This is a genomic window from Pontibacter populi (assembly GCF_040278685.1).
GTDB lineage: Bacteria > Bacteroidota > Bacteroidia > Cytophagales > Hymenobacteraceae > Pontibacter > Pontibacter populi.
The window spans coordinates 30,453-47,927 of record NZ_JBEOKT010000023.1 but is presented as its reverse complement, the minus strand read 5'-3'; the positions used below and the strand labels follow the sequence as shown (position 1 = coordinate 47,927).

The following is a 17,475-nucleotide window of genomic DNA, read 5'->3' as shown; positions in this document are numbered from 1 at the left end:
CTTTTGGCCTTATATGGAATAAATATAGCTAACGTTACATATTATACGCTTATTTCATATTTTATCTGACTTTTATACTGAGTTTATTTTGAAATCGCCTCTAAATCGGCTGTTTTGGCTAATTTACTTTTGTACCGGATATTCAGAATTACGCCTACCAGCACCAGCGCCATACCTACATACGAGCCAATAGTAAAGGTTTCACCAAACATAATAAAGCCCAGCCCCAGCGCATAAAAAATACCGATATAATTCAGGTGGGCAACTTTAGAGAGTTCTTCGGACTGGTACGACATGGTCATGTAATACTGTGCCAGCTGCGTAAAAACGCCAACCAGTAGCAAAATAGCCCAGTCCCAGCCGGCAGGTTGTACCCACTCAAACAGACTATAGATACCCGAAAAAGGCAGCGCCACCATCGGAAAATAAAACACGATAACCAGCGGATGCTCACGGGTGTTGAGTTTCCGGATAACGTTATAGGAAATACCTGAAATGGCAGCGCCTGCCACACCTATCATTAAGTAAAATGGCGAAATACGTGCATCTACCCCTTCAATAACCAGAATACCGGCAAACGACACCAGGAAAAAGACCCATTGCCACGGCTTCACTTTCTCTTTAACTATAAAAATGCCCAGTAGGGTTGTAAAGATCGGCGACAGGTACTGCAGGGTTACAGCCGTAGCCAGCGGAATATTTTGCAGAGTTGTGAAGTATAAAATGAGCGCGATAGCCCCGGTTATACCCCTTGTTATAAGCAGCCCTTTATGTGTGCCCCAGATGTTTACCTGCTGCCTGCGTAACACTATATAGCTCATTGCCATAGAGATAACCGACCTGAAGAAGATGATCTCCACGGCCGGAATATGCGGCACCAGCTTCACGCACACGTTCATCAGCGCAAAAAAGAACGTCGATAGCAACATGTACTGCACTCCCTTCGAAAACATAGGCAACTATAGTTTAGCGCTGCAAAGGTAGGCTTTAATGGTTAAATGGTTGAATTGTTAAATTGTTGATTGCTATCTGAATCAGGATTTGCAGGATTTAAAGATTTGCAGGATTTTAAACTTTCTAACCTCCCAACTTTCTAACTCCTAAACTCTTTAACTAAAGTGACTCTTAACTAAAATCACCTTTCTAACTTCTAAACTTTTTAACTTTCTAACTCTATACTATGTTTATAGTTGAGTAAACGGACTTATAGTTTGGAGAAGAAAAAGCAGAAAACCTATACCCCGAAAGAGGCGCTGATAAAAGCTGCCGCCTATTGCGCCTACCAGGACCGCACGCAGCAGGAAGTACGCACCAAGCTCTATAGTTATGGCCTGGAGCCCGACGATGTGGAAGAACTGATCCTGCGACTGAGCCAGGAAAAACTGATTGACGAAGAGCGCTATGCCCAAAGCTATGTGCGTGGCAAGTATGGCCTGAAGCGCTGGGGCCGCCGCAAAATTATGCAGGGCTTAAAGTCAAAAGGCATTTCGGATTACTGCATCAAGCAAGGCATGAAAGAAATTGACCCCGAACTATACGAACAGAACCTCCTGCACCTGCTCGAGAAAAAGAACGCCACCGAAAAAGAGCAAAACCCCTTCACCCGCCGACAAAAGTTGAGCTACTATTTACAGAGCAAAGGGTATGAGAGTGACCTGGTGCAGGATGCGCTGAAAGGTTTGGAGCGGGAATAGATATTTGAATATACTTAAGAATAATTTATATCTTAGCTTATTCATCTTAGTCATTTATATATGAAATTGCTGTTTCAATTTTCCCTCATCTTTTGCCTAGCGCATTGTTTTTACTTTAATGTAAATGCTCAAAATGCAGATACTATATGGTATGACAAGAAGTGGAAAGAAACAAGCGATACAGAATCAAGACACTTTTATAGAGTAATAAAGACTAATACTCCATCTACAGCCAAATATGAAGTCACTGATTATTACCCTAAAGGGAATGTACAAATGCGTGGTTACTTTTCATCCTTGAAACCTGAAGTCAGAGATGGAGAGTTTAAATATTATAATGATTCAGGTGCGCTCACTCAAAAGATGATATGGGTAAATAATATAGTTGCTGAAACTTACAACTATGACGCTATAACAGGTAAACAACTACAACATGTCATTCACCGAGAATATTTAGCTACTTTAACTAAAAAGGAGAAATTTGAAAAACATGGTATTCAGGAAATAGATAAAAATCCTGAATTTCCAGGTGGTGACACAGAATTTACTAAATTCTTGACAGAAAACATTAATTACCCAGAACAGGCTAAACAGAATAATATACAGGGGTTAGTCTTGGTATCGGCCACTATTGACGAGAAGGGAAATCTTAAAGATGTACGGCTATCTAAATCTGCGCATCCGCTATTAGATGAGGAAGCAATTAGGGTCGCCAAGTTATTACCAAAGAAAAAATGGATACCGGCTATGAATGATGGAAAAAATATATCTGCAGACTTTAGCTTCCCTTTTCGTTTTAGCTTAAAATAAAGTTTATCAAACAAATCTAACCCCATTCACATGCCTGAAACAACTTTACTTTTCCTCGGTGGATTAGCTGCACAAGAACTGCTATTCGTCATACTCTTTTTTGCAATACCATTCGGTATATGGCTTGGCGCTATCATCGATCTGCTACGGAGCAATTTTGCAGATAGTGTTACAAAGTTGATCTGGGTGGTAGTGGTTACTTTTATACCATTCCTGGGCGCTATACTTTACCTGGTAATAGGTCGTAGGCAGAAAGTGAGATCTGTATAAACTATAGTTTGCGGGGCAGTTCCGGGTTCTGAATGCGGCGTTGTGGTACAAGCACCACACGCTTACCCGTAATTTCTTCGAGCATCGGCTTTAGAATCTTTTCGGCATTTTCGGTTGTCTGGCGAAGTATTCCGGAGTTCAGGGCAGCTCTTTTTACATTGTTTTCAGCATATTTAAAGCTTTCTTCCACCAGCTCCGCATCCTGGAAATACGTGTTCTCCTTGCTAAAAACCTTCGATTGGCTGTGGTCTACTTTATAGTAGCATAGTTCCGGCTCCGGCAACGCGATCTGAACCACTGAGTCGCCTTCAAACACGATATCGCCGGCCTGTATCTTTGTAAAATCAACACACCCAACTGCTTCGCCAGCCACAATCAGCACCACTTTAGAGTTTGGCACAAACCGAGATACTTCTTTTTCATACTCCACCACATCTTTAAAATTGTAGCGCACCAGCTCCATTTTACCCAGTTCTTCTACAGATGTAAGTATAGTATTATAGGTTACTGACACGGCTGGCTCTTCTTTTTCATCCGTGCCGAAAAAATCCTTAAAACTGCGCCAGATAAAAATACCAACCGTGATCACAAGTATCCAGGGAAGCAGGCGTATTAAAACTCGGAGTAAGGGCATGTGGTTGTTTGGTTATGTACTGTTTTTTTAAATCTCCTGATGTTGTCATCCCCCTACCCCCTTCCAAGGGGGACACTCGCAATGCGTAAATCTATAATTGGATTACATTTGCAGATAAAGTCCCCCTTGGAAGGGGGTAGGGGGATGATTTACGTTTGAGATAAATCATCTTTCAGGATAAGAACCCTGCAACTATAGTTATGGTTACAAAAACTGTTCCTGTTACAACTATACGTCAATCCCCAGTCGTTCTTTAAAGCCCGCATTGCCCTGCAAACCGCCCGTATGCACAGCCACTATTCGCGTACCTTTTGCAAAATAACCTTTCGCGATCAGGTCGAACAAGCCATAAAACATTTTGCCAGTATATACTGGCTCCAGCGGAATATGGTGCTGCTCCTGAAACTGATGAATAAACTCCAGCAGCTCGGGCTTCACCTTTGCATATCCCCCAAAATGATAATCCGTGATAAGCTGCCAGTTGCTATAGTTTTCACCGCTATAGTTGTAAACCAGTTGATCAATCTCATCCTTCAGAAAATCTCCGCCTTTTAACGCCGGGAAACCCAGTACCTGCTTTTCTCCTGCCAACCCAGCAATCAGCCCAGCTATAGTTCCGCCTGTTCCGCTGGCACAACAGATTACATCAAAATCAACATCAATATCATCTATTATTTCGGTGCAGCCTTTTACAGCCAGTTGGTTGGTGCCGCCTTCGGAAACCAGGTAGGGTTGGTTATAATTTACAGCCAGCTCAGCTAAAAAGTATGGTTCGTTTTTATGCCGGTATAGTTCACGGGAAATGTAGTGTAGTTCCATGCCCTGCTCCGTAGCAAATTGCAAGGTTGGGTTCAAGGGCAAATGCTCTTCGCCACGAATGATACCAATGGTTTTAAAACCAAACTCTGCGCCGGCTGCGGCAGTTGCTGCTATGTGATTAGAGTAAGCCCCACCAAATGTAAGTAGAGTTTCTTTGCCCTGCACTTTGGCTTCCTGCAGGTTATACTTCAGTTTTCGCCATTTATTACCGGAAATGTGCGGATGCAGTAGGTCTTCGCGCTTTACCCAAAGTATAAGTTTATGCTCTTGTAAAAGCGGATGCTGTAGTTGCTGTAAAGGTGCCTGCATAAAGTTAAGTACGCAAAAGCCCCGGCTTTTTATAGTCGGGGCTTTTATAGTTTAATTATTCTCAAATGTCATTTCGACGCAAGGAGAAATCTAATTAAAATTACAGATAGATTTCTCACTCTGTTCGAGATGACAATAGAAAGTTATAGTTACACAGCAATCGCTTCTTCTCTTTCCTTCTTCTTGAAGCCGTAAGCAATGGCACCGGCAATTACCAATAACAGAAGAATAGAAGAGATCAGCGACACGGTATTGCCGATCGTGTACGTCTTCGGCTCGAAGCGGAACTCTATCGTATGCTTGCCAGCCGGTACCTGCATCGCACGCAGAATATAGTTTGCACGCAGGTGATCTACTGGTTTCCCATCTAAATAAGCCTGCCAGCCAGCCGGGTAATATATCTCCGAGAACACTACAAAGCCTGCCTGCGCTGCCTGGTACTCGTATTTCAGGTAATCCGGTTCATAGGTTGTAAGTTCTATAGTTGCGTTATCTGCCGTGTAGTTCTGCTCCTGTACCGGGAACTTAGTAACGTCAACTATAGCCGTGGTGCCAGCATCGAAACCGGTTAAGGCTTCCAGTTCAGCATCCGGTGTATTAACTTTTTCGATGTTCTCCACAAACCATGCATTACCTAACGCACCCGGTACACGTTGCACAGGTTGTTTTTGGTCGCCGGTAATGGCGTAGCGGGTATTCAGCATACGCAGCACTTCCAGGTTATTTTGAGAAATATGACGATCTATCACATCCTGGTAGCGACGCAGCTTTGCCCCATGGTAGCCACCTACGTTTTTATGAAAATAAGAAGTACGTGCGCTGTTGAACGGGTTGGTCGCATCAAACACACGGTAATTATCTTTATCCTGCAGAATGATCTGGTCGGCTTGCGTTGGCTGGAAATAGTTGGCAATTACCTGCTCTTTAAAGTCGCCGTCATTCAGGTAGCGTTTGTCTACCGTCCAAAGATCAACCAGCACCAATACACCCACACCCGCAATGGCTATAGTTGCCGACAATTTATTTTTAACATAGAAGTACAGAATGCCCAGTGCCAAAACTATAAAAGCAAACGAGCGGAACGCATCCGACTTCATCATGCCTTCGCGGTCAGCACGGATAGCATCTACAGGATATTGAGCTTGTAACAATTGTGCATCAACTTCAGAAGCGAAGCTTGCCATGCCACCAAACAACCAAACCAGCAAACAGATACCAGCCGTAATTCCACCAGCCATCAATAGTTTTCTGTCCAGTTCTTTTATCACATCGCGGTCACGGATAACTCTCCAAAGTGCCAGCATGGCCAGCAACGGAATCATGATCTGGGCAATTACCAACGCCGACGAAACCGCTCTGAACTTGTTGTACAGCGGGAAGTGATCGAACATAAAGTAATTGAAGGCCGAGAAATGATGTCCCCAGGCCAGCAACAGCGAAAGTATAGTTCCGGCTACCAGCCAGCTCGTCCAGCGACGTTCAACTATAAACAGGCCCAGAACAAACAGGAAACAGATGATAGCGCCTGCATAAACCGGTCCGCTCGTCATAGGCTGAGGCCCCCAGTACGTTGGCATGCCCTGACTCACGATCTGCTCGGCCTGCACCGGCGGCGCGCCCATGCCTACAAAAGCTTTATAAGTTTCAGAGTCTTTATCTAAAGGTGTACTGCTTCCACCGCCGTAAAAATCAGGGATAAGCAATGTTATAGTTTCGCCGATGCCGTAGCTCCAGTTAAACGCATATTCTCTGTCCAGGCCGCTGCTGGTTTTGTCGCCGCTGTTTGGCGCCGTTAACTCAGATTTGCCACGAATGCTGTATTTGCTGTACTCGGCTGTAGTTGCCAGTCGGCCAAAGTTTACACCAACTGCTAAAATGGCTGCCACTAACAGAATGGAGCCACGCTTGAGAAGCTCCACTATAGTTCCGTTCTTAACGGCATAAATAACTTCTACTATACCCCACACGATCACCAGCAACAGCATGTAATAGGTCATCTGCAGGTGATTAAAGTGCAGGTTTAGCGTCAGGCCAAGTGCAAAAAGGGCGGCTCCTAACCATAGATTCTTCCGCAAGGTATAAAACAAACCGGCCAGCACCATTGGTATGTAAGCTATAGTCAGCGATTTGGTGTTGTGGCCTGCCTCCAGGATAATGATGTTGTAAGTCGTGAAGCCAAATGCGATAGCGCCAACTATAGCCAGCCATGAGCGCATGCCCAATGTTACCAGTAAAATGTAGCCGCAAAGGAGTGTTATAAAGATATTACCCGCCATTGCCGGCAGATTAAGCGAAAGCACGGTATGTATAGCTCCCGACAGATCGCCAGGATAGCGTGTGTTGATCAGGTAAGACGGCATACCGCCGAACATGGAGTTTGTCCAGAGGGCTTCTTCGCCGGTCTTTTCGCGATGCTGCATTATTTCCTGGGCACCGCCCCTGAACTGCAGAATATCGTGCTGCGCCATGCCTTTGTCTTCGAACACGACCGGGGCAAAATACACGACTGTAAGTAACAAGAAAACAAGAACCGCGATCAGATGAGGTAATACGTCGCGTTTAAAGTTAATAGAAGCTGTCATATCTGTTTTAGATGCATCAATATAGAGGTTGAAAGATATGACTTTTATTTTATTTCTGCATTATGGGGTGACTGGGTTAGCAGTTTTTGAGCTGTAAACTATGGTTGTAAGGGATATGCACGCATCCCAAACGCTTTTGTCATCTGCTGTTCCGGATTTGTAATCCGGAACCTTTTCCCTGCGGATCTGTAATCCGCTTGTTTGCCAATTGTTAAGGTCTTTGTGTTGGGGATTATAAATCTGCTGTTACTTTACTTCCGGATTGCAAATCCGGAAGAGCTAGCTTACATTTCGGGACTTAGGCACAAAACAAAAGCGGTAGGAACGATTTTACCTGTTCCTGCCGCTTTTTATAGTTGCTTACTTGCAGCGAGCCTGGAGACTCGCGCGCACTTTTCGTCACCGGATAGATTCCGGCGCCGGTAAGATTAGGGTTATTTAGAGTTTACCTGGTTCTGCTGGCACCACGGCCGCCGCCAAAATTTGCCTGCAGACCTATAGATGGAATAACTGTTATACCAGAGAAATCAAACTGCTTGCCTTCCAGGAAATCGTAGGTACCGTAGTCCTGGTAATACATGGTTAACGATGGCAGCACATACAAAAACTTAAACCCGATCTTCCCATTCACGAAGAAGCCAAACGACGGGAAATTATTTTTTGCATACACACCTTCAACGGGTACTTTATCGCCGCCAACATCTTTTACAATGCGACTTGGGTCGAAGCCATATTTTATGAACGTGTGGTTATAAACCGGTCCAAACGAGATGTTGCCGATCTCTTCTTCCGGCCCAAACGATTTGCTGAACACCAACGGAATGACAATGTCGCGGCGGGTAGCCGAAAACTCCAGCACCGGTATCAGCTTATCTATGTACAGTTTATCGAAAATACCGGAGCTCTGCCCTGAATATTGCAAACCTACGCTACCATACCAATCGCCTACGCCGGGGTTCTCGGGAGTGCCGGTCGGGCCCATAAACTGGTACATTGCATCGAAAACGTGCACGCCGGTCGCATATTTGTACCCAACATCAACACGTTCGGCCACACCATAGCGCAGGTAAAAATCGAAGGTAGTACCAACAGGGTCAAGGGCGTAAGCCACCAGCGCTTTCGAGGCTACATCTATCTGCTCGTTGTAGTCTACTTCTTCTTTGTTGGCAATGGCGTCAATAGCGGCATCAGTTATATCATCAAGTTGTGCTATTGGTTCGCTGGCGATATTGCCGCCCATGTTAAAACCGGCTTTAAACTGGCCTTTTGGGGTTACTTTTCCCGAATGGATAACCGAGCGGGGCGCTGTGCAGCCTGCCACAGTGGCGGCCAGTAAAACAGCAGAAAGGTAGAGGTAGAAATGCTTCCGCATACAGTACACGTAGTTAAGTACAAACTATGAAATTATAGAAAACAGCAGTTCACAAGTATCGTGCCTGCGAAAACAAATCGGGCTTACTTTACTTCCTCATAATCTACATACTCACCGCCATCAAAGCCTTTACGGTCTGGTTGGTTAGGTATGTAATCGATCTTGATATCTCCCTTTGCGCGGCCATTGCCAGTGTTGCCATTTGGTTGCGGGCGTTGCTGCTGGTGCATGTTGGTAAAAAACGTGCCGTTACGCATGCTTTTTTTGATGAACATCCCCAATAAAAAACGCAACAGCACCGGTGCCACCAACCGGAGAAACAGGATTATGAGAACGGTAATAATTAGGAACTTGATCATTAATTTCAGAGTTATAAGCCAGAGTAAAAAGTAGATTATAGTTACTTATACTACACAACTACCTTACCAAATGTTTATTACTGACAGTTTGCCAGCGACTTTTTACAAAGGTAAAACATTTGCTCCTAACAGACGAAGCTCTTTGGTTTTCCGGTGTATTTATCCTGTAAACGCCAAAGTTCGTCCTAAAAATAGCCTACTTTTGCACTGCGCTTTTACTGAGCTATAGTTTAAGATGGGCGCCTTTTTATAGTTTGTACTAACCATGCTTTCAGATAAAAAATATACGTGGCAGAATGTGCATGCGGCGCTGGGTTTATACCTGAGCCTGGCCATGCTGTTTTACACCATTACCCGCATCCTTTTCTTTGTGCTGAACAGGCATCTGTTTGAGGCCACCACTATAGCCGACTTTGCTTACCTTCTGCTGGCCGGTCTTCGCTTCGACTTGTCTACGGTGCTGTATACCAACCTGCTTTTTATGGCGCTTATGCTGCTACCATTCAGGTTCCGGTATAACACAGGCTACCGCAAATTGCTGAAGTATGTATTTATAGTTACCAACAGCATTGCCCTGTCTGCCAACCTGATCGATATTGTTTATTACCGCTTTACCTTGCGCCGCACTACCTGGAGCGTATTACAGGAATTTGCCAACGAGAACGGGGGCGCACTGGCTGGTAGCTTTATAGTTGATTTCTGGTACATTCCGCTTATCTGGTTGTTGCTGGTCGCGTTATTGGCGTGGCTGTATGGCAAGATACAGATGCAGTCGCCGCCAAGGGTTTCGTCGTGGGTCTACTATCCGGCACACACAGCAGTTATGGTTCTTATCGTATTTCTTTCGGTTGCAGGTATGCGCGGTGGTTTTGCGCACAGCACCAGACCTATTACCCTAAGTAACGCCGGCGAATATGTAAAACGTCCGAACGAAATGTACCTGGTGCTCAACACGCCATTCTCGATGCTGCGGACTATAGGCAAGACCAACTATAGCCGCGTTAATTATTTTGAGGAGCAACAGCTAAAAGATATCTATTCGCCTATCCATACGCCTTCTGACACAGCCGCTTTCCAAAAGAAAAATGTGGTGATAATAGTGCTGGAGAGTTTTGGCAAAGAGGCCATGGGCGGCTACAACCCTGATAGAATCGGCAAGGATGGCTACCAGAGTTTCACCCCGTTCCTGGACCAGCTCATGCAGGACAGCAAAGTTTACTGGCACTCGTTTGCGAACGGTAAAAAATCCATCGACGCGCTGCCGTCTATCCTTACTAGTATACCCAGCATACAGGAACCATTCGTACTAACACCATACGCGAGCAACGATCTGCCAAGTTTGCCGCGCACTTTAAACGCTGAAGGTTACCATACAGCCTTCTTCCACGGAGCACCAAATGGCTCTATGGGCTTCAGTGCTTTTATGAATTTGATAGGCGTGAAGGAATACTATGGCACAGACGAGTATAAAAACGACGCTGATTTTGATGGCATGTGGGGCATCTGGGATGAAGAGTTCCTGCAGTTCACAGCCGATAAACTGAATACTTTTCAGGAGCCTTTTATGGGCACGGTTTTCACGTTATCGTCTCACCATCCTTACAAAGTACCGGAACGTTACGAAGGAAAATTAAAAAAAGGGCCACTGCCGTTGTTCCAGGGCATCAACTATACCGATATGGCGCTGAAGAAATTTTTCGAGAAGGCCAGCAAAATGCCATGGTACAACAACACACTTTTCGTGATAACCGCAGACCATGCCGGTGCCCCGCGCCACTATCCGGAGTACAACACTGATTGGGGAGCCTTTGCAGTACCCGTCCTGTTCTATGCCCCCGGCGACAAAGCTTTTAAAGGCACAGAACAACGTGTAGTGCAGCAACTCGATATAATGCCAACCGTGCTTAGTTACCTGAACTATAATAAACCTTACTTCTCATTCGGGAAGAATATGCTGGATACCACTGCTCAGGATTTTGCGGTAAGCTACAACGCCGGTGTATATCAGTGGATAGAAGGCGACTTGTTGCTGCAGTTTGATGGTGCCAAAACTATAGCCCTCTACAATTACCAGCAGGATATCATGCTGAAACAGGATCTGAAAGACAGCCTGCCTGAAAAGCGCCAGCAAATGGAAAACCGTGTAAAGGCTTTTATACAGCAGTATAACAACCGGATGATCGATAATAAGCTATTGGTGGAGTAAGGTTTTTAGGGGTTGATTGGTTGTAGGGTTATGTAGCTGCTATTGTTTTGTAGTTGGAGTTCTAACCCACCCCTGCCCCCCCGAGAGGGGAATTTCTGAAGTTGCTATAGTTTAGTTTTTTGTTTTATAGTTACCGTTTGTCATCCCCCTCGCCCCCTTCAAAGGGGGACTTTTCTGCTACTGCTTGCCCAACTGTCATTTCGACAAAAGGAGAAATCTGAATTAGCTATAGTTACAGACCATGATCGGACAGGTCTAGACCTGTCCCTACCGAACTATAGGCACGATAAGGCGATGCAACTATAGCAGTTCCAACTATAGCAACTATAGCTATCGAACTGATCACAGTCTTTGGGTTGAGCGCCTTTGATTTGTTGCGGTGCCGTGAGGCAACCCGAGCAGAGCGAGGGTAGCAAGAAAGCAGCAGCGCGATGCCCAAAGACGGGGCCTCCCGGCCGTGAGGGCACCAAAGCAAACTATAGAACTGTAGGCAAGTGAGCTCCCAGGATTAAAAGTGACTATGAAAGGATTGCTTGGTTACATTGGTTACAGTTGCAACAATAGCTAACTATAAGCTGAGATAGATTTCTCACGCTGTTCGAAATGACAAAAGGAAAACTATAGGACAGTTAAGATCCCTCGGCTGACGTTAGGGATGACAAGAGGGAAAAACAAAAAAGCCCTTTGCTAAACTATAGCAAAGGGCTTCCCATATTTATTATCTGAGCTTACTTACTCATATACATGTTTCGCTCAGAATATACTTTGGTGAAGTAGTCATCCTGCAGGTCATCTATAAAGTAAATTGCTTCGCCGGTAGATTTCATTTCGGGGCCGAGCTCTTTGTTTACTTCCGGGAACTTGTTGTAAGAGAAAACCGGAACCTTGATCGCGTAGCCTTGCTTGTGCGGGTTAAAGGTAAAGTCCTTCACTTTAGCGTGGCCCAGCATAATTTTGGTAGCGTAGTTAATGTAAGGTTCGCGGTAAGCTTTTGCAATGAACGGGAAGGTACGCGACGCACGCGGGTTTGCTTCGATGATGTAAACGACCTCATCTTTAATGGCAAACTGGATGTTGATCACACCAACCGTATTCAGGGCAACAGCTATCTTTTTGGTGTGCTCTTCAATCTGGCGCATTACGTTCTCGCTCAGGTCGAAAGGTGGCAGCACGGCATACGAGTCTCCGGAGTGGATACCGGCTGGCTCAATGTGCTCCATAATTCCGCAGATATACACATCTTCTCCGTCGCAAATGGCATCGGCTTCGGCTTCAATGGCTTTATCCAGGAAGTGGTCTAACAGTACTTTGTTGCCCGGGTGGTCTTTCAGCAGGTCGATTACGTGGGCTTCGAGCTCTTTCTCGTTGATCACGATCTTCATGTTCTGGCCACCTAACACGTAGCTTGGGCGCACCAGCAGCGGGAATTTCAGATCTTTACTCAGTTCCAGCGCTTCTTCAGCCGTCTCGATAACCGCGAATGGCGGATACGGAATATTCAGATCACGTAATAAAGATGAGAACGAACCACGGTCTTCGGCAAGGTCAAGGGCTTTGTAGCTGGTACCCAACACTTTTATACCGTAGCGATCCAGTTTCTCGGCCAGCTTTAGAGCGGTTTGTCCACCCAACTGCACTATAACGCCTTCCGGTTTTTCGTGCAGGATGATATCGTAAATATGCTCCCAGAAAACGGGCTCAAAGTATAGTTTATCAGCAATATCGAAGTCTGTACTTACCGTTTCAGGGTTGCAGTTGATCATAATGGTTTCGTAGCCACACTCTTTGGCAGCCAATACGCCATGCACGCAACTATAGTCGAACTCAATGCCCTGCCCGATGCGGTTTGGTCCTGAACCAAGCACGACCACTTTCTTTCTGTCAGAAGAGATGCTTTCGTTCTCACCATCAAAAGTGCTATAATAGTAAGGTGTTTTGGCTTCGAACTCGGCAGCGCAGGTATCCACCATTTTGTACACACGCTTTATACCTATCTCGGTGCGAAGGGCATGTACCTCACTTTCCTTGCAACGCAGCAGGTGCGCAATCTGGCGGTCGGCGTAGCCTTTTACTTTGGCTTCACGCAGCAGGTCAGACGGAATGTTGGTCAGGTTATACTTTTCTATTTCCTTCTCCATCATGTCCAGTTCTTCTATCTGGGCCAGGAACCATGGATCAATTTTCGTGATCTTCTGGATGGTGCTGGTAGGGATACCGATGCGCATGGCATCTTTTATACTGAACAGGCGGTTCCAGCTGGCATTTGTAAGGCTATCGATCAGGTAGTTATAGTCGGTCTTCTCTTTACCGTCGGCGCCAATACCATTACGCTTAATTTCCAAACTCTGGCAAGCCTTCTGCAGCGCTTCCTGGAACGTACGGCCAATACCCATCACTTCACCCACCGATTTCATCTGCAGGCCAAGCTTACGGTCGGCACCCGGAAATTTATCGAAGTTCCAGCGTGGTATCTTAACTATAACATAATCCAGGGCAGGCTCGAAGTAAGCAGATGTCGTTTTTGTGATGGCGTTCTTCAGCTCATCAAGGTTATAACCAATAGCGAGTTTAGCAGCTATTTTAGCGATCGGGTAACCGGTAGCTTTAGATGCCAGCGCCGATGAACGCGACACACGCGGGTTGATCTCGATAGCGATGATGGTATCATCCTCCGGGTTAACGGAGAACTGTACGTTACAACCGCCTGCAAACTGCCCGATGCCATTCATCATTTTAATGGCCAGGTCGCGCATTTGTTGGTACACGGTGTCTGGCAGTGTCATGGCTGGCGCTACGGTTATCGAGTCGCCGGTATGTATGCCCATCGGGTCGAAGTTCTCGATAGAGCAGATGATGATGATGTTGCCAATATTATCGCGGAGCAGTTCCAGTTCGTACTCTTTCCAGCCTAAGATGCTTTGCTCTACAAGCACCTCGTGGGTTGGCGATGAGTGCAGACCGCGTGTTAAGGCGGCATCAAACTCTTCGGGTGTATTCACGAATCCGCCACCAAAACCGCCCAGCGTAAACGACGGACGAATTACAAGCGGGAAACCGATCTCCTGGGCAATTTCTTTACCTTCCAGGAATGATGTGGCTGTTTCGCCTTTACAAACATTCACCCCAAGCTCCAGCATTTTAAGTCGGAACTGCTCGCGGTCTTCTGTGGTCTCAATGGCTTTGATATCCACACCAATAATGCGGACACCATATTTTTTCCAGATACCGGCTTTTTCGCAGTCGATGGCCAGGTTAAGGGCAGTTTGACCACCCATAGTTGGTAGCACGGCATCAATTTTATGCTTCTCCAGTATCTCGATGATGTATTTTTTCTCCAGCGGCTTCAGGTACACGTTGTCGGCCGTAACCGGGTCCGTCATGATAGTGGCCGGGTTGGAGTTGATGAGCGTAACTTCTATCCCTTCTTCTCTGAGAGAGCGGGCGGCCTGGGAGCCTGAATAATCGAATTCGCAAGCTTGTCCGATAACGATAGGTCCGGAACCGATGATGAGAACTGATTTAATACTGGTGTCTTTTGGCATAGTACGAGCTGTATGGTAGGTATAAATTGCCCAAAGTTAAGGCAAATTGTTGGGGCAGGCAAAAGGAATCCGGTTAAACGCAAATTTAATTTCAGATTGTTGGGTTGTAACTGCATGAACTATAGCTTGTAGTTCATGCAAATCAGTCGCCTTCTTCAAGAATAAAAAGCTCGTTTACGGTTACACCGAACAAGGCCGACATTTTAAGCGCAAGCAGTGTAGATGGCAGATATTTATTCTTTTCGATAGCATTTATAGTCTGGCGGGTAACACCAAGCGTTTCGGCAAGCTGTTCCTGGGTCAGGTCTTTTTTAGCCCGCTCTACTTTTATGTTATTCTTCATCAGTTTCCAGGGCCTTGCGCGTGCGGTACAGGTTATACTTAAAAGATGCGTAGGTATAGATCAGAAGTAAAAACAGCGCCCCGAGCATACCACCGGCATCTGGCATTCCAAGACTCCTGCCTCTCACAGAATCAACTATAATGCTAAAGACCGGCAAAAACAGCAGCGCTATGACCAGAAAAAATACACCGCTCACAAAAGCTTTGTACCTCAGGCTCTGCACCATTTCGTCTTCCTGCTTCTCCTCCGAAAAAACCAGTAGAGCCATACCGATTATGATCGGATAATAAACCAGCGTGTCATTCCACTCATCAAAAAAAGACCTGGAATCTGTGATCAAGCCGGTGCTTTTAAACAGGTAAACGATAGCCGCAACTATAGGTAATCCTAAGATCAGGATCCAGAAGCCGTACTTTTTATAAGTATAAGGCAGCAGCTGTAACTGGAATGTGGTTTCATTTATCATAAAACATAAGATTTATATGTACAAATCAATTTACCAAATGTAAAAAATAGTATACATAAAGTAAATACTTATTTCCATTTAATATTGTTTTCTAAACCTCAACTATAGATCAATTGGTAAATAAATATTTATAACAGCATAAACCCTGTACTGCTTTTGCGTAACTATAAGTGTACTAAACTATAGCACTATGGAAACTCCAAAAGAAGACGATATCATAACAAACGCTGACGAAGGCAAACGCCTGCCCGATGAGAACCCGGAACCACTGAAAGGTGTGAAGAAAGACGAACTGGAAATTAAAACCCCAAAATCGGAAGACATACTGGATGCGGAGCCGGAAGGCAAGGAAGTGGGTGGAAATGTAGCCGCTAAAAACGAAAAAGATACCCGCGAACTGGACGGCAGTAACGCTAACAATCTGCGTACTAAGTAAATTTTACCTGTGTAACTATAGTGGCCCTATGCCTAGCTAACGCTGGTACAGGGCCACTTTTATATTGGGCTTATAGTTAGAAAGCTATAAATCTGAGCATCAACAGTTAAGTATATATTAATTTTTGCAAAACGTTTTCAAAACCAATTAATTATGATTAATATTATACAGTCTAACACACAAAAGCATGGTATATTTCCATACAGATTACCTGCAGGTTGAGCATCATGAAAAGAACAATGTTTTAATTACCCAATGGTATAGTGGCTGCAGCAGCTTACAATACCGGCAGGCATTGATTAACATTGTCCGGATTGCGCGTGAGCTGCAAATAGAATATGCAGTGTTGGACAAGCGCCTGCTTCAGCCTGTTACGGAAGAAGATCTGCACTGGACCTGCACCATATTTGCAAAAGCTTACGCCAAACTGCCGCTTAAAAAGATGGCTGTTATCCACTCCTTTCACCCTGAAACCGAGCAACAGCAGCAAAAACTTTACAAACAGCTGGAAGACTACATCGAGACCCGCTCCTTCAGCGACCTGACCTCTGCTTACGACTGGCTAACATTAGTGCCTCCGGTTAAAAGTTATTCTTAATTCCTGTCAGCAAATAAGCTTATAGTTGATATTTCTCTCTGACCTGCCCCGCCCTCCAGGTGGTGGTTATCTACTATAAATTGCTATCTTGGTCCTTACATTTTATTTCCAAAACTCTGATGAAGGGATTAATTGTATGGCTGGCCTGTTTAGTAAGTGCCACACCGGCCTTTGCCGTTAATGCAGATACTGTAAAACTAAAGCAGCATTTGCTAGCCATTACCGGTACAACACAACCCCGCAACCATCAGCACACCGACGCACTTAACCAGGTAGCAGCCTATATCCGTCATGAGTTTGAACAGTTGAACGGACAGGTACAGGAGCAGGTATATACTGTGGACGGCAAGGAATACCGAAACGTTGTACTATCAGTGGGCCCTGCAGATGCGCCAAGGTTGGTGGTAGGAGCACATTATGATGTGTGTGAAGACCAGCCCGGCGCAGACGATAATGCCAGCGGTGTTGCCGGCCTGCTGGAACTTGCCAGGTTACTCGATAAACACACCTTGCCTTTCCGGATAGATTTTGTTGCTTATACATTAGAGGAGCCTCCGTATTTTCGGACTGAGCACATGGGCAGCTACGTGCATGCAAACTCGCTTTATGAGCAACAAGCCGATGTAATGGGTATGATCTCCCTGGAAATGATCGGTTACTTTAAAGATGAAAAAGGCTCGCAACGTTACCCTGTAGCCCCTCTGAAACTGTTTTATGGCAGCCGCGGCAACTATATTGCCATCGTGCAGCGCTTTGGCAATGGCAGTTTCGGGCGAAGTTTGTTGCGCAACTATAAAAAGGCGGCTAAGCTACCTGTAAAATCATTGCGGGCACCTGCCTTTTTAACCGGCGTAGACTTTTCCGATCATCTGAACTACTGGCGTTTCGGATTCGATGCGCTCATGATCACAGATACTTCTTTCTACCGGAACAGCAATTACCACCAACCTACCGACACCATTTATACCCTGGATTTTAAGCGCATGGGCGAGGTGGTAGATGCCGTTTATACATCCATTCTGAACTTACCATAAT

The 17,475-nt window shown here is 45.4% G+C and carries 16 protein-coding genes; 7 read left to right on the top strand and 9 right to left on the bottom strand.

Annotation, left to right across the window (positions count from 1 at the left end):
- Positions 1-83: 83 nt before the first annotated feature.
- A complete protein-coding gene (locus tag ABS362_RS17810) occupies positions 84-953 on the bottom strand; it encodes a DMT family transporter (RefSeq protein WP_350414194.1) in 870 nt (289 codons plus the stop codon).
- Between the two features lie 237 nt (positions 954-1,190).
- Here ABS362_RS17810 and ABS362_RS17805 point away from each other — a divergent pair, with 237 nt between their 5' ends.
- Genes ABS362_RS17805 through ABS362_RS17795 form a run of 3 tightly spaced genes read left to right on the top strand, consistent with a single transcriptional unit; the run spans position 1,191 to position 2,774 of the window.
- The gene (locus ABS362_RS17805; protein WP_350414192.1) at positions 1,191-1,694 is read left to right on the top strand and encodes a regulatory protein RecX; all 504 of its coding nucleotides are present in this window, start codon (positions 1,191-1,193) and stop codon (positions 1,692-1,694) included.
- A gap of 60 nt (positions 1,695-1,754) precedes the next feature.
- The gene (locus tag ABS362_RS17800) at positions 1,755-2,504 is read left to right on the top strand and encodes an energy transducer TonB (protein ID WP_350414191.1); all 750 of its coding nucleotides are present in this window, start codon (positions 1,755-1,757) and stop codon (positions 2,502-2,504) included.
- 30 nt (positions 2,505-2,534) lie between these two features.
- A complete protein-coding gene (locus ABS362_RS17795; protein ID WP_350414189.1) occupies positions 2,535-2,774 on the top strand; it encodes a PLD nuclease N-terminal domain-containing protein in 240 nt (79 codons plus the stop codon).
- Between the two features lies 1 nt (position 2,775).
- On the opposite strand, the gene ABS362_RS17790 is transcribed toward ABS362_RS17795, so the two are convergent.
- From ABS362_RS17790 to ABS362_RS17770, 5 genes are all read right to left on the bottom strand, one after another.
- Complete coding sequence (locus ABS362_RS17790) at positions 2,776-3,408, bottom strand: DUF4230 domain-containing protein (protein WP_350414188.1); 633 nt, start codon at positions 3,406-3,408, stop codon at positions 2,776-2,778.
- Between the two features lie 228 nt (positions 3,409-3,636).
- The gene (locus ABS362_RS17785; protein ID WP_350414186.1) at positions 3,637-4,536 is read right to left on the bottom strand and encodes a 1-aminocyclopropane-1-carboxylate deaminase/D-cysteine desulfhydrase; all 900 of its coding nucleotides are present in this window, start codon (positions 4,534-4,536) and stop codon (positions 3,637-3,639) included.
- 149 nt (positions 4,537-4,685) lie between these two features.
- Entirely contained in the window at positions 4,686-7,118 is a 2,433-nt protein-coding gene (locus ABS362_RS17780; protein ID WP_350414184.1) for a YfhO family protein, read from the bottom strand.
- 445 nt (positions 7,119-7,563) lie between these two features.
- A complete protein-coding gene (locus ABS362_RS17775) occupies positions 7,564-8,490 on the bottom strand; it encodes a hypothetical protein (RefSeq protein WP_350414182.1) in 927 nt (308 codons plus the stop codon).
- An 83-nt stretch (positions 8,491-8,573) separates the two neighbouring features.
- On the bottom strand, positions 8,574-8,849 hold the full coding sequence (locus ABS362_RS17770; protein WP_350414181.1) for a DUF4834 family protein: 276 nt from the start codon (positions 8,847-8,849) through the stop codon (positions 8,574-8,576).
- A 265-nt stretch (positions 8,850-9,114) separates the two neighbouring features.
- Here ABS362_RS17770 and ABS362_RS17765 point away from each other — a divergent pair, with 265 nt between their 5' ends.
- Positions 9,115-11,055 carry an LTA synthase family protein gene (locus ABS362_RS17765; protein ID WP_350414180.1) on the top strand — a complete coding sequence of 647 codons (1,941 nt, stop codon included), beginning with the start codon at positions 9,115-9,117 and terminating at the stop codon, positions 11,053-11,055.
- Between the two features lie 728 nt (positions 11,056-11,783).
- Here the strand turns inward: ABS362_RS17765 and carB are convergent.
- The 3 genes from carB to ABS362_RS17750 all read right to left on the bottom strand — a co-directional run bounded on the left by carB (position 11,784) and on the right by ABS362_RS17750 (position 15,406).
- Positions 11,784-14,597: a carbamoyl-phosphate synthase large subunit gene (gene carB, locus ABS362_RS17760; RefSeq protein ID WP_350414179.1), complete on the bottom strand. Its 2,814-nt coding sequence runs from the start codon at positions 14,595-14,597 to the stop codon at positions 11,784-11,786.
- Between the two features lie 142 nt (positions 14,598-14,739).
- Positions 14,740-14,940, bottom strand: a complete 201-nt coding sequence (locus ABS362_RS17755) for a helix-turn-helix transcriptional regulator (protein WP_199111737.1) — start codon at positions 14,938-14,940, stop codon at positions 14,740-14,742.
- Positions 14,930-15,406, bottom strand: coding sequence for a hypothetical protein (locus ABS362_RS17750; RefSeq protein ID WP_350414177.1), 477 nt, complete (start codon positions 15,404-15,406; stop codon positions 14,930-14,932). The genes ABS362_RS17755 and ABS362_RS17750 overlap by 11 nt, the downstream gene beginning before the upstream one ends.
- Positions 15,407-15,596: 190 nt before the next feature.
- Here ABS362_RS17750 and ABS362_RS17745 point away from each other — a divergent pair, with 190 nt between their 5' ends.
- From ABS362_RS17745 to ABS362_RS17735, 3 genes are all read left to right on the top strand, one after another.
- A complete protein-coding gene (locus ABS362_RS17745; RefSeq protein ID WP_350414176.1) occupies positions 15,597-15,842 on the top strand; it encodes a hypothetical protein in 246 nt (81 codons plus the stop codon).
- A gap of 187 nt (positions 15,843-16,029) precedes the next feature.
- Positions 16,030-16,440 carry a hypothetical protein gene (locus ABS362_RS17740; protein WP_350414174.1) on the top strand — a complete coding sequence of 137 codons (411 nt, stop codon included), beginning with the start codon at positions 16,030-16,032 and terminating at the stop codon, positions 16,438-16,440.
- 119 nt (positions 16,441-16,559) lie between these two features.
- A complete protein-coding gene (locus ABS362_RS17735) occupies positions 16,560-17,474 on the top strand; it encodes a M28 family peptidase (protein WP_350414173.1) in 915 nt (304 codons plus the stop codon).
- The last annotated feature ends 1 nt before the right edge of the window (position 17,475 follow it).

Excerpts from the sequence above, each read along its gene's own strand:
- ABS362_RS17800 (WP_350414191.1), top strand. The coding sequence starts at position 1,755 with ATGAAATTGCTGTTTCAATTTTCCCTCATCTTTTGCCTAGCGCATTGT.
- ABS362_RS17795 (WP_350414189.1), top strand. The coding sequence starts at position 2,535 with ATGCCTGAAACAACTTTACTTTTCCTCGGTGGATTAGCTGCACAAGAA.
- ABS362_RS17785 (WP_350414186.1), bottom strand. The coding sequence starts at position 4,536 with ATGCAGGCACCTTTACAGCAACTACAGCATCCGCTTTTACAAGAGCAT.
- carB (WP_350414179.1), bottom strand. The coding sequence starts at position 14,597 with ATGCCAAAAGACACCAGTATTAAATCAGTTCTCATCATCGGTTCCGGA.
- ABS362_RS17755 (WP_199111737.1), bottom strand. The coding sequence starts at position 14,940 with ATGAAGAATAACATAAAAGTAGAGCGGGCTAAAAAAGACCTGACCCAG.
- ABS362_RS17780 (WP_350414184.1), bottom strand. The coding sequence starts at position 7,118 with ATGACAGCTTCTATTAACTTTAAACGCGACGTATTACCTCATCTGATC.
- ABS362_RS17770 (WP_350414181.1), bottom strand. The coding sequence starts at position 8,849 with ATGATCAAGTTCCTAATTATTACCGTTCTCATAATCCTGTTTCTCCGG.
- ABS362_RS17775 (WP_350414182.1), bottom strand. The coding sequence starts at position 8,490 with ATGCGGAAGCATTTCTACCTCTACCTTTCTGCTGTTTTACTGGCCGCC.
- ABS362_RS17765 (WP_350414180.1), top strand. The coding sequence starts at position 9,115 with ATGCTTTCAGATAAAAAATATACGTGGCAGAATGTGCATGCGGCGCTG.
- ABS362_RS17735 (WP_350414173.1), top strand. The coding sequence starts at position 16,560 with ATGAAGGGATTAATTGTATGGCTGGCCTGTTTAGTAAGTGCCACACCG.
- ABS362_RS17810 (WP_350414194.1), bottom strand. The coding sequence starts at position 953 with ATGTTTTCGAAGGGAGTGCAGTACATGTTGCTATCGACGTTCTTTTTT.
- ABS362_RS17740 (WP_350414174.1), top strand. The coding sequence starts at position 16,030 with ATGGTATATTTCCATACAGATTACCTGCAGGTTGAGCATCATGAAAAG.
- ABS362_RS17790 (WP_350414188.1), bottom strand. The coding sequence starts at position 3,408 with ATGCCCTTACTCCGAGTTTTAATACGCCTGCTTCCCTGGATACTTGTG.
- ABS362_RS17745 (WP_350414176.1), top strand. The coding sequence starts at position 15,597 with ATGGAAACTCCAAAAGAAGACGATATCATAACAAACGCTGACGAAGGC.
- ABS362_RS17750 (WP_350414177.1), bottom strand. The coding sequence starts at position 15,406 with ATGATAAATGAAACCACATTCCAGTTACAGCTGCTGCCTTATACTTAT.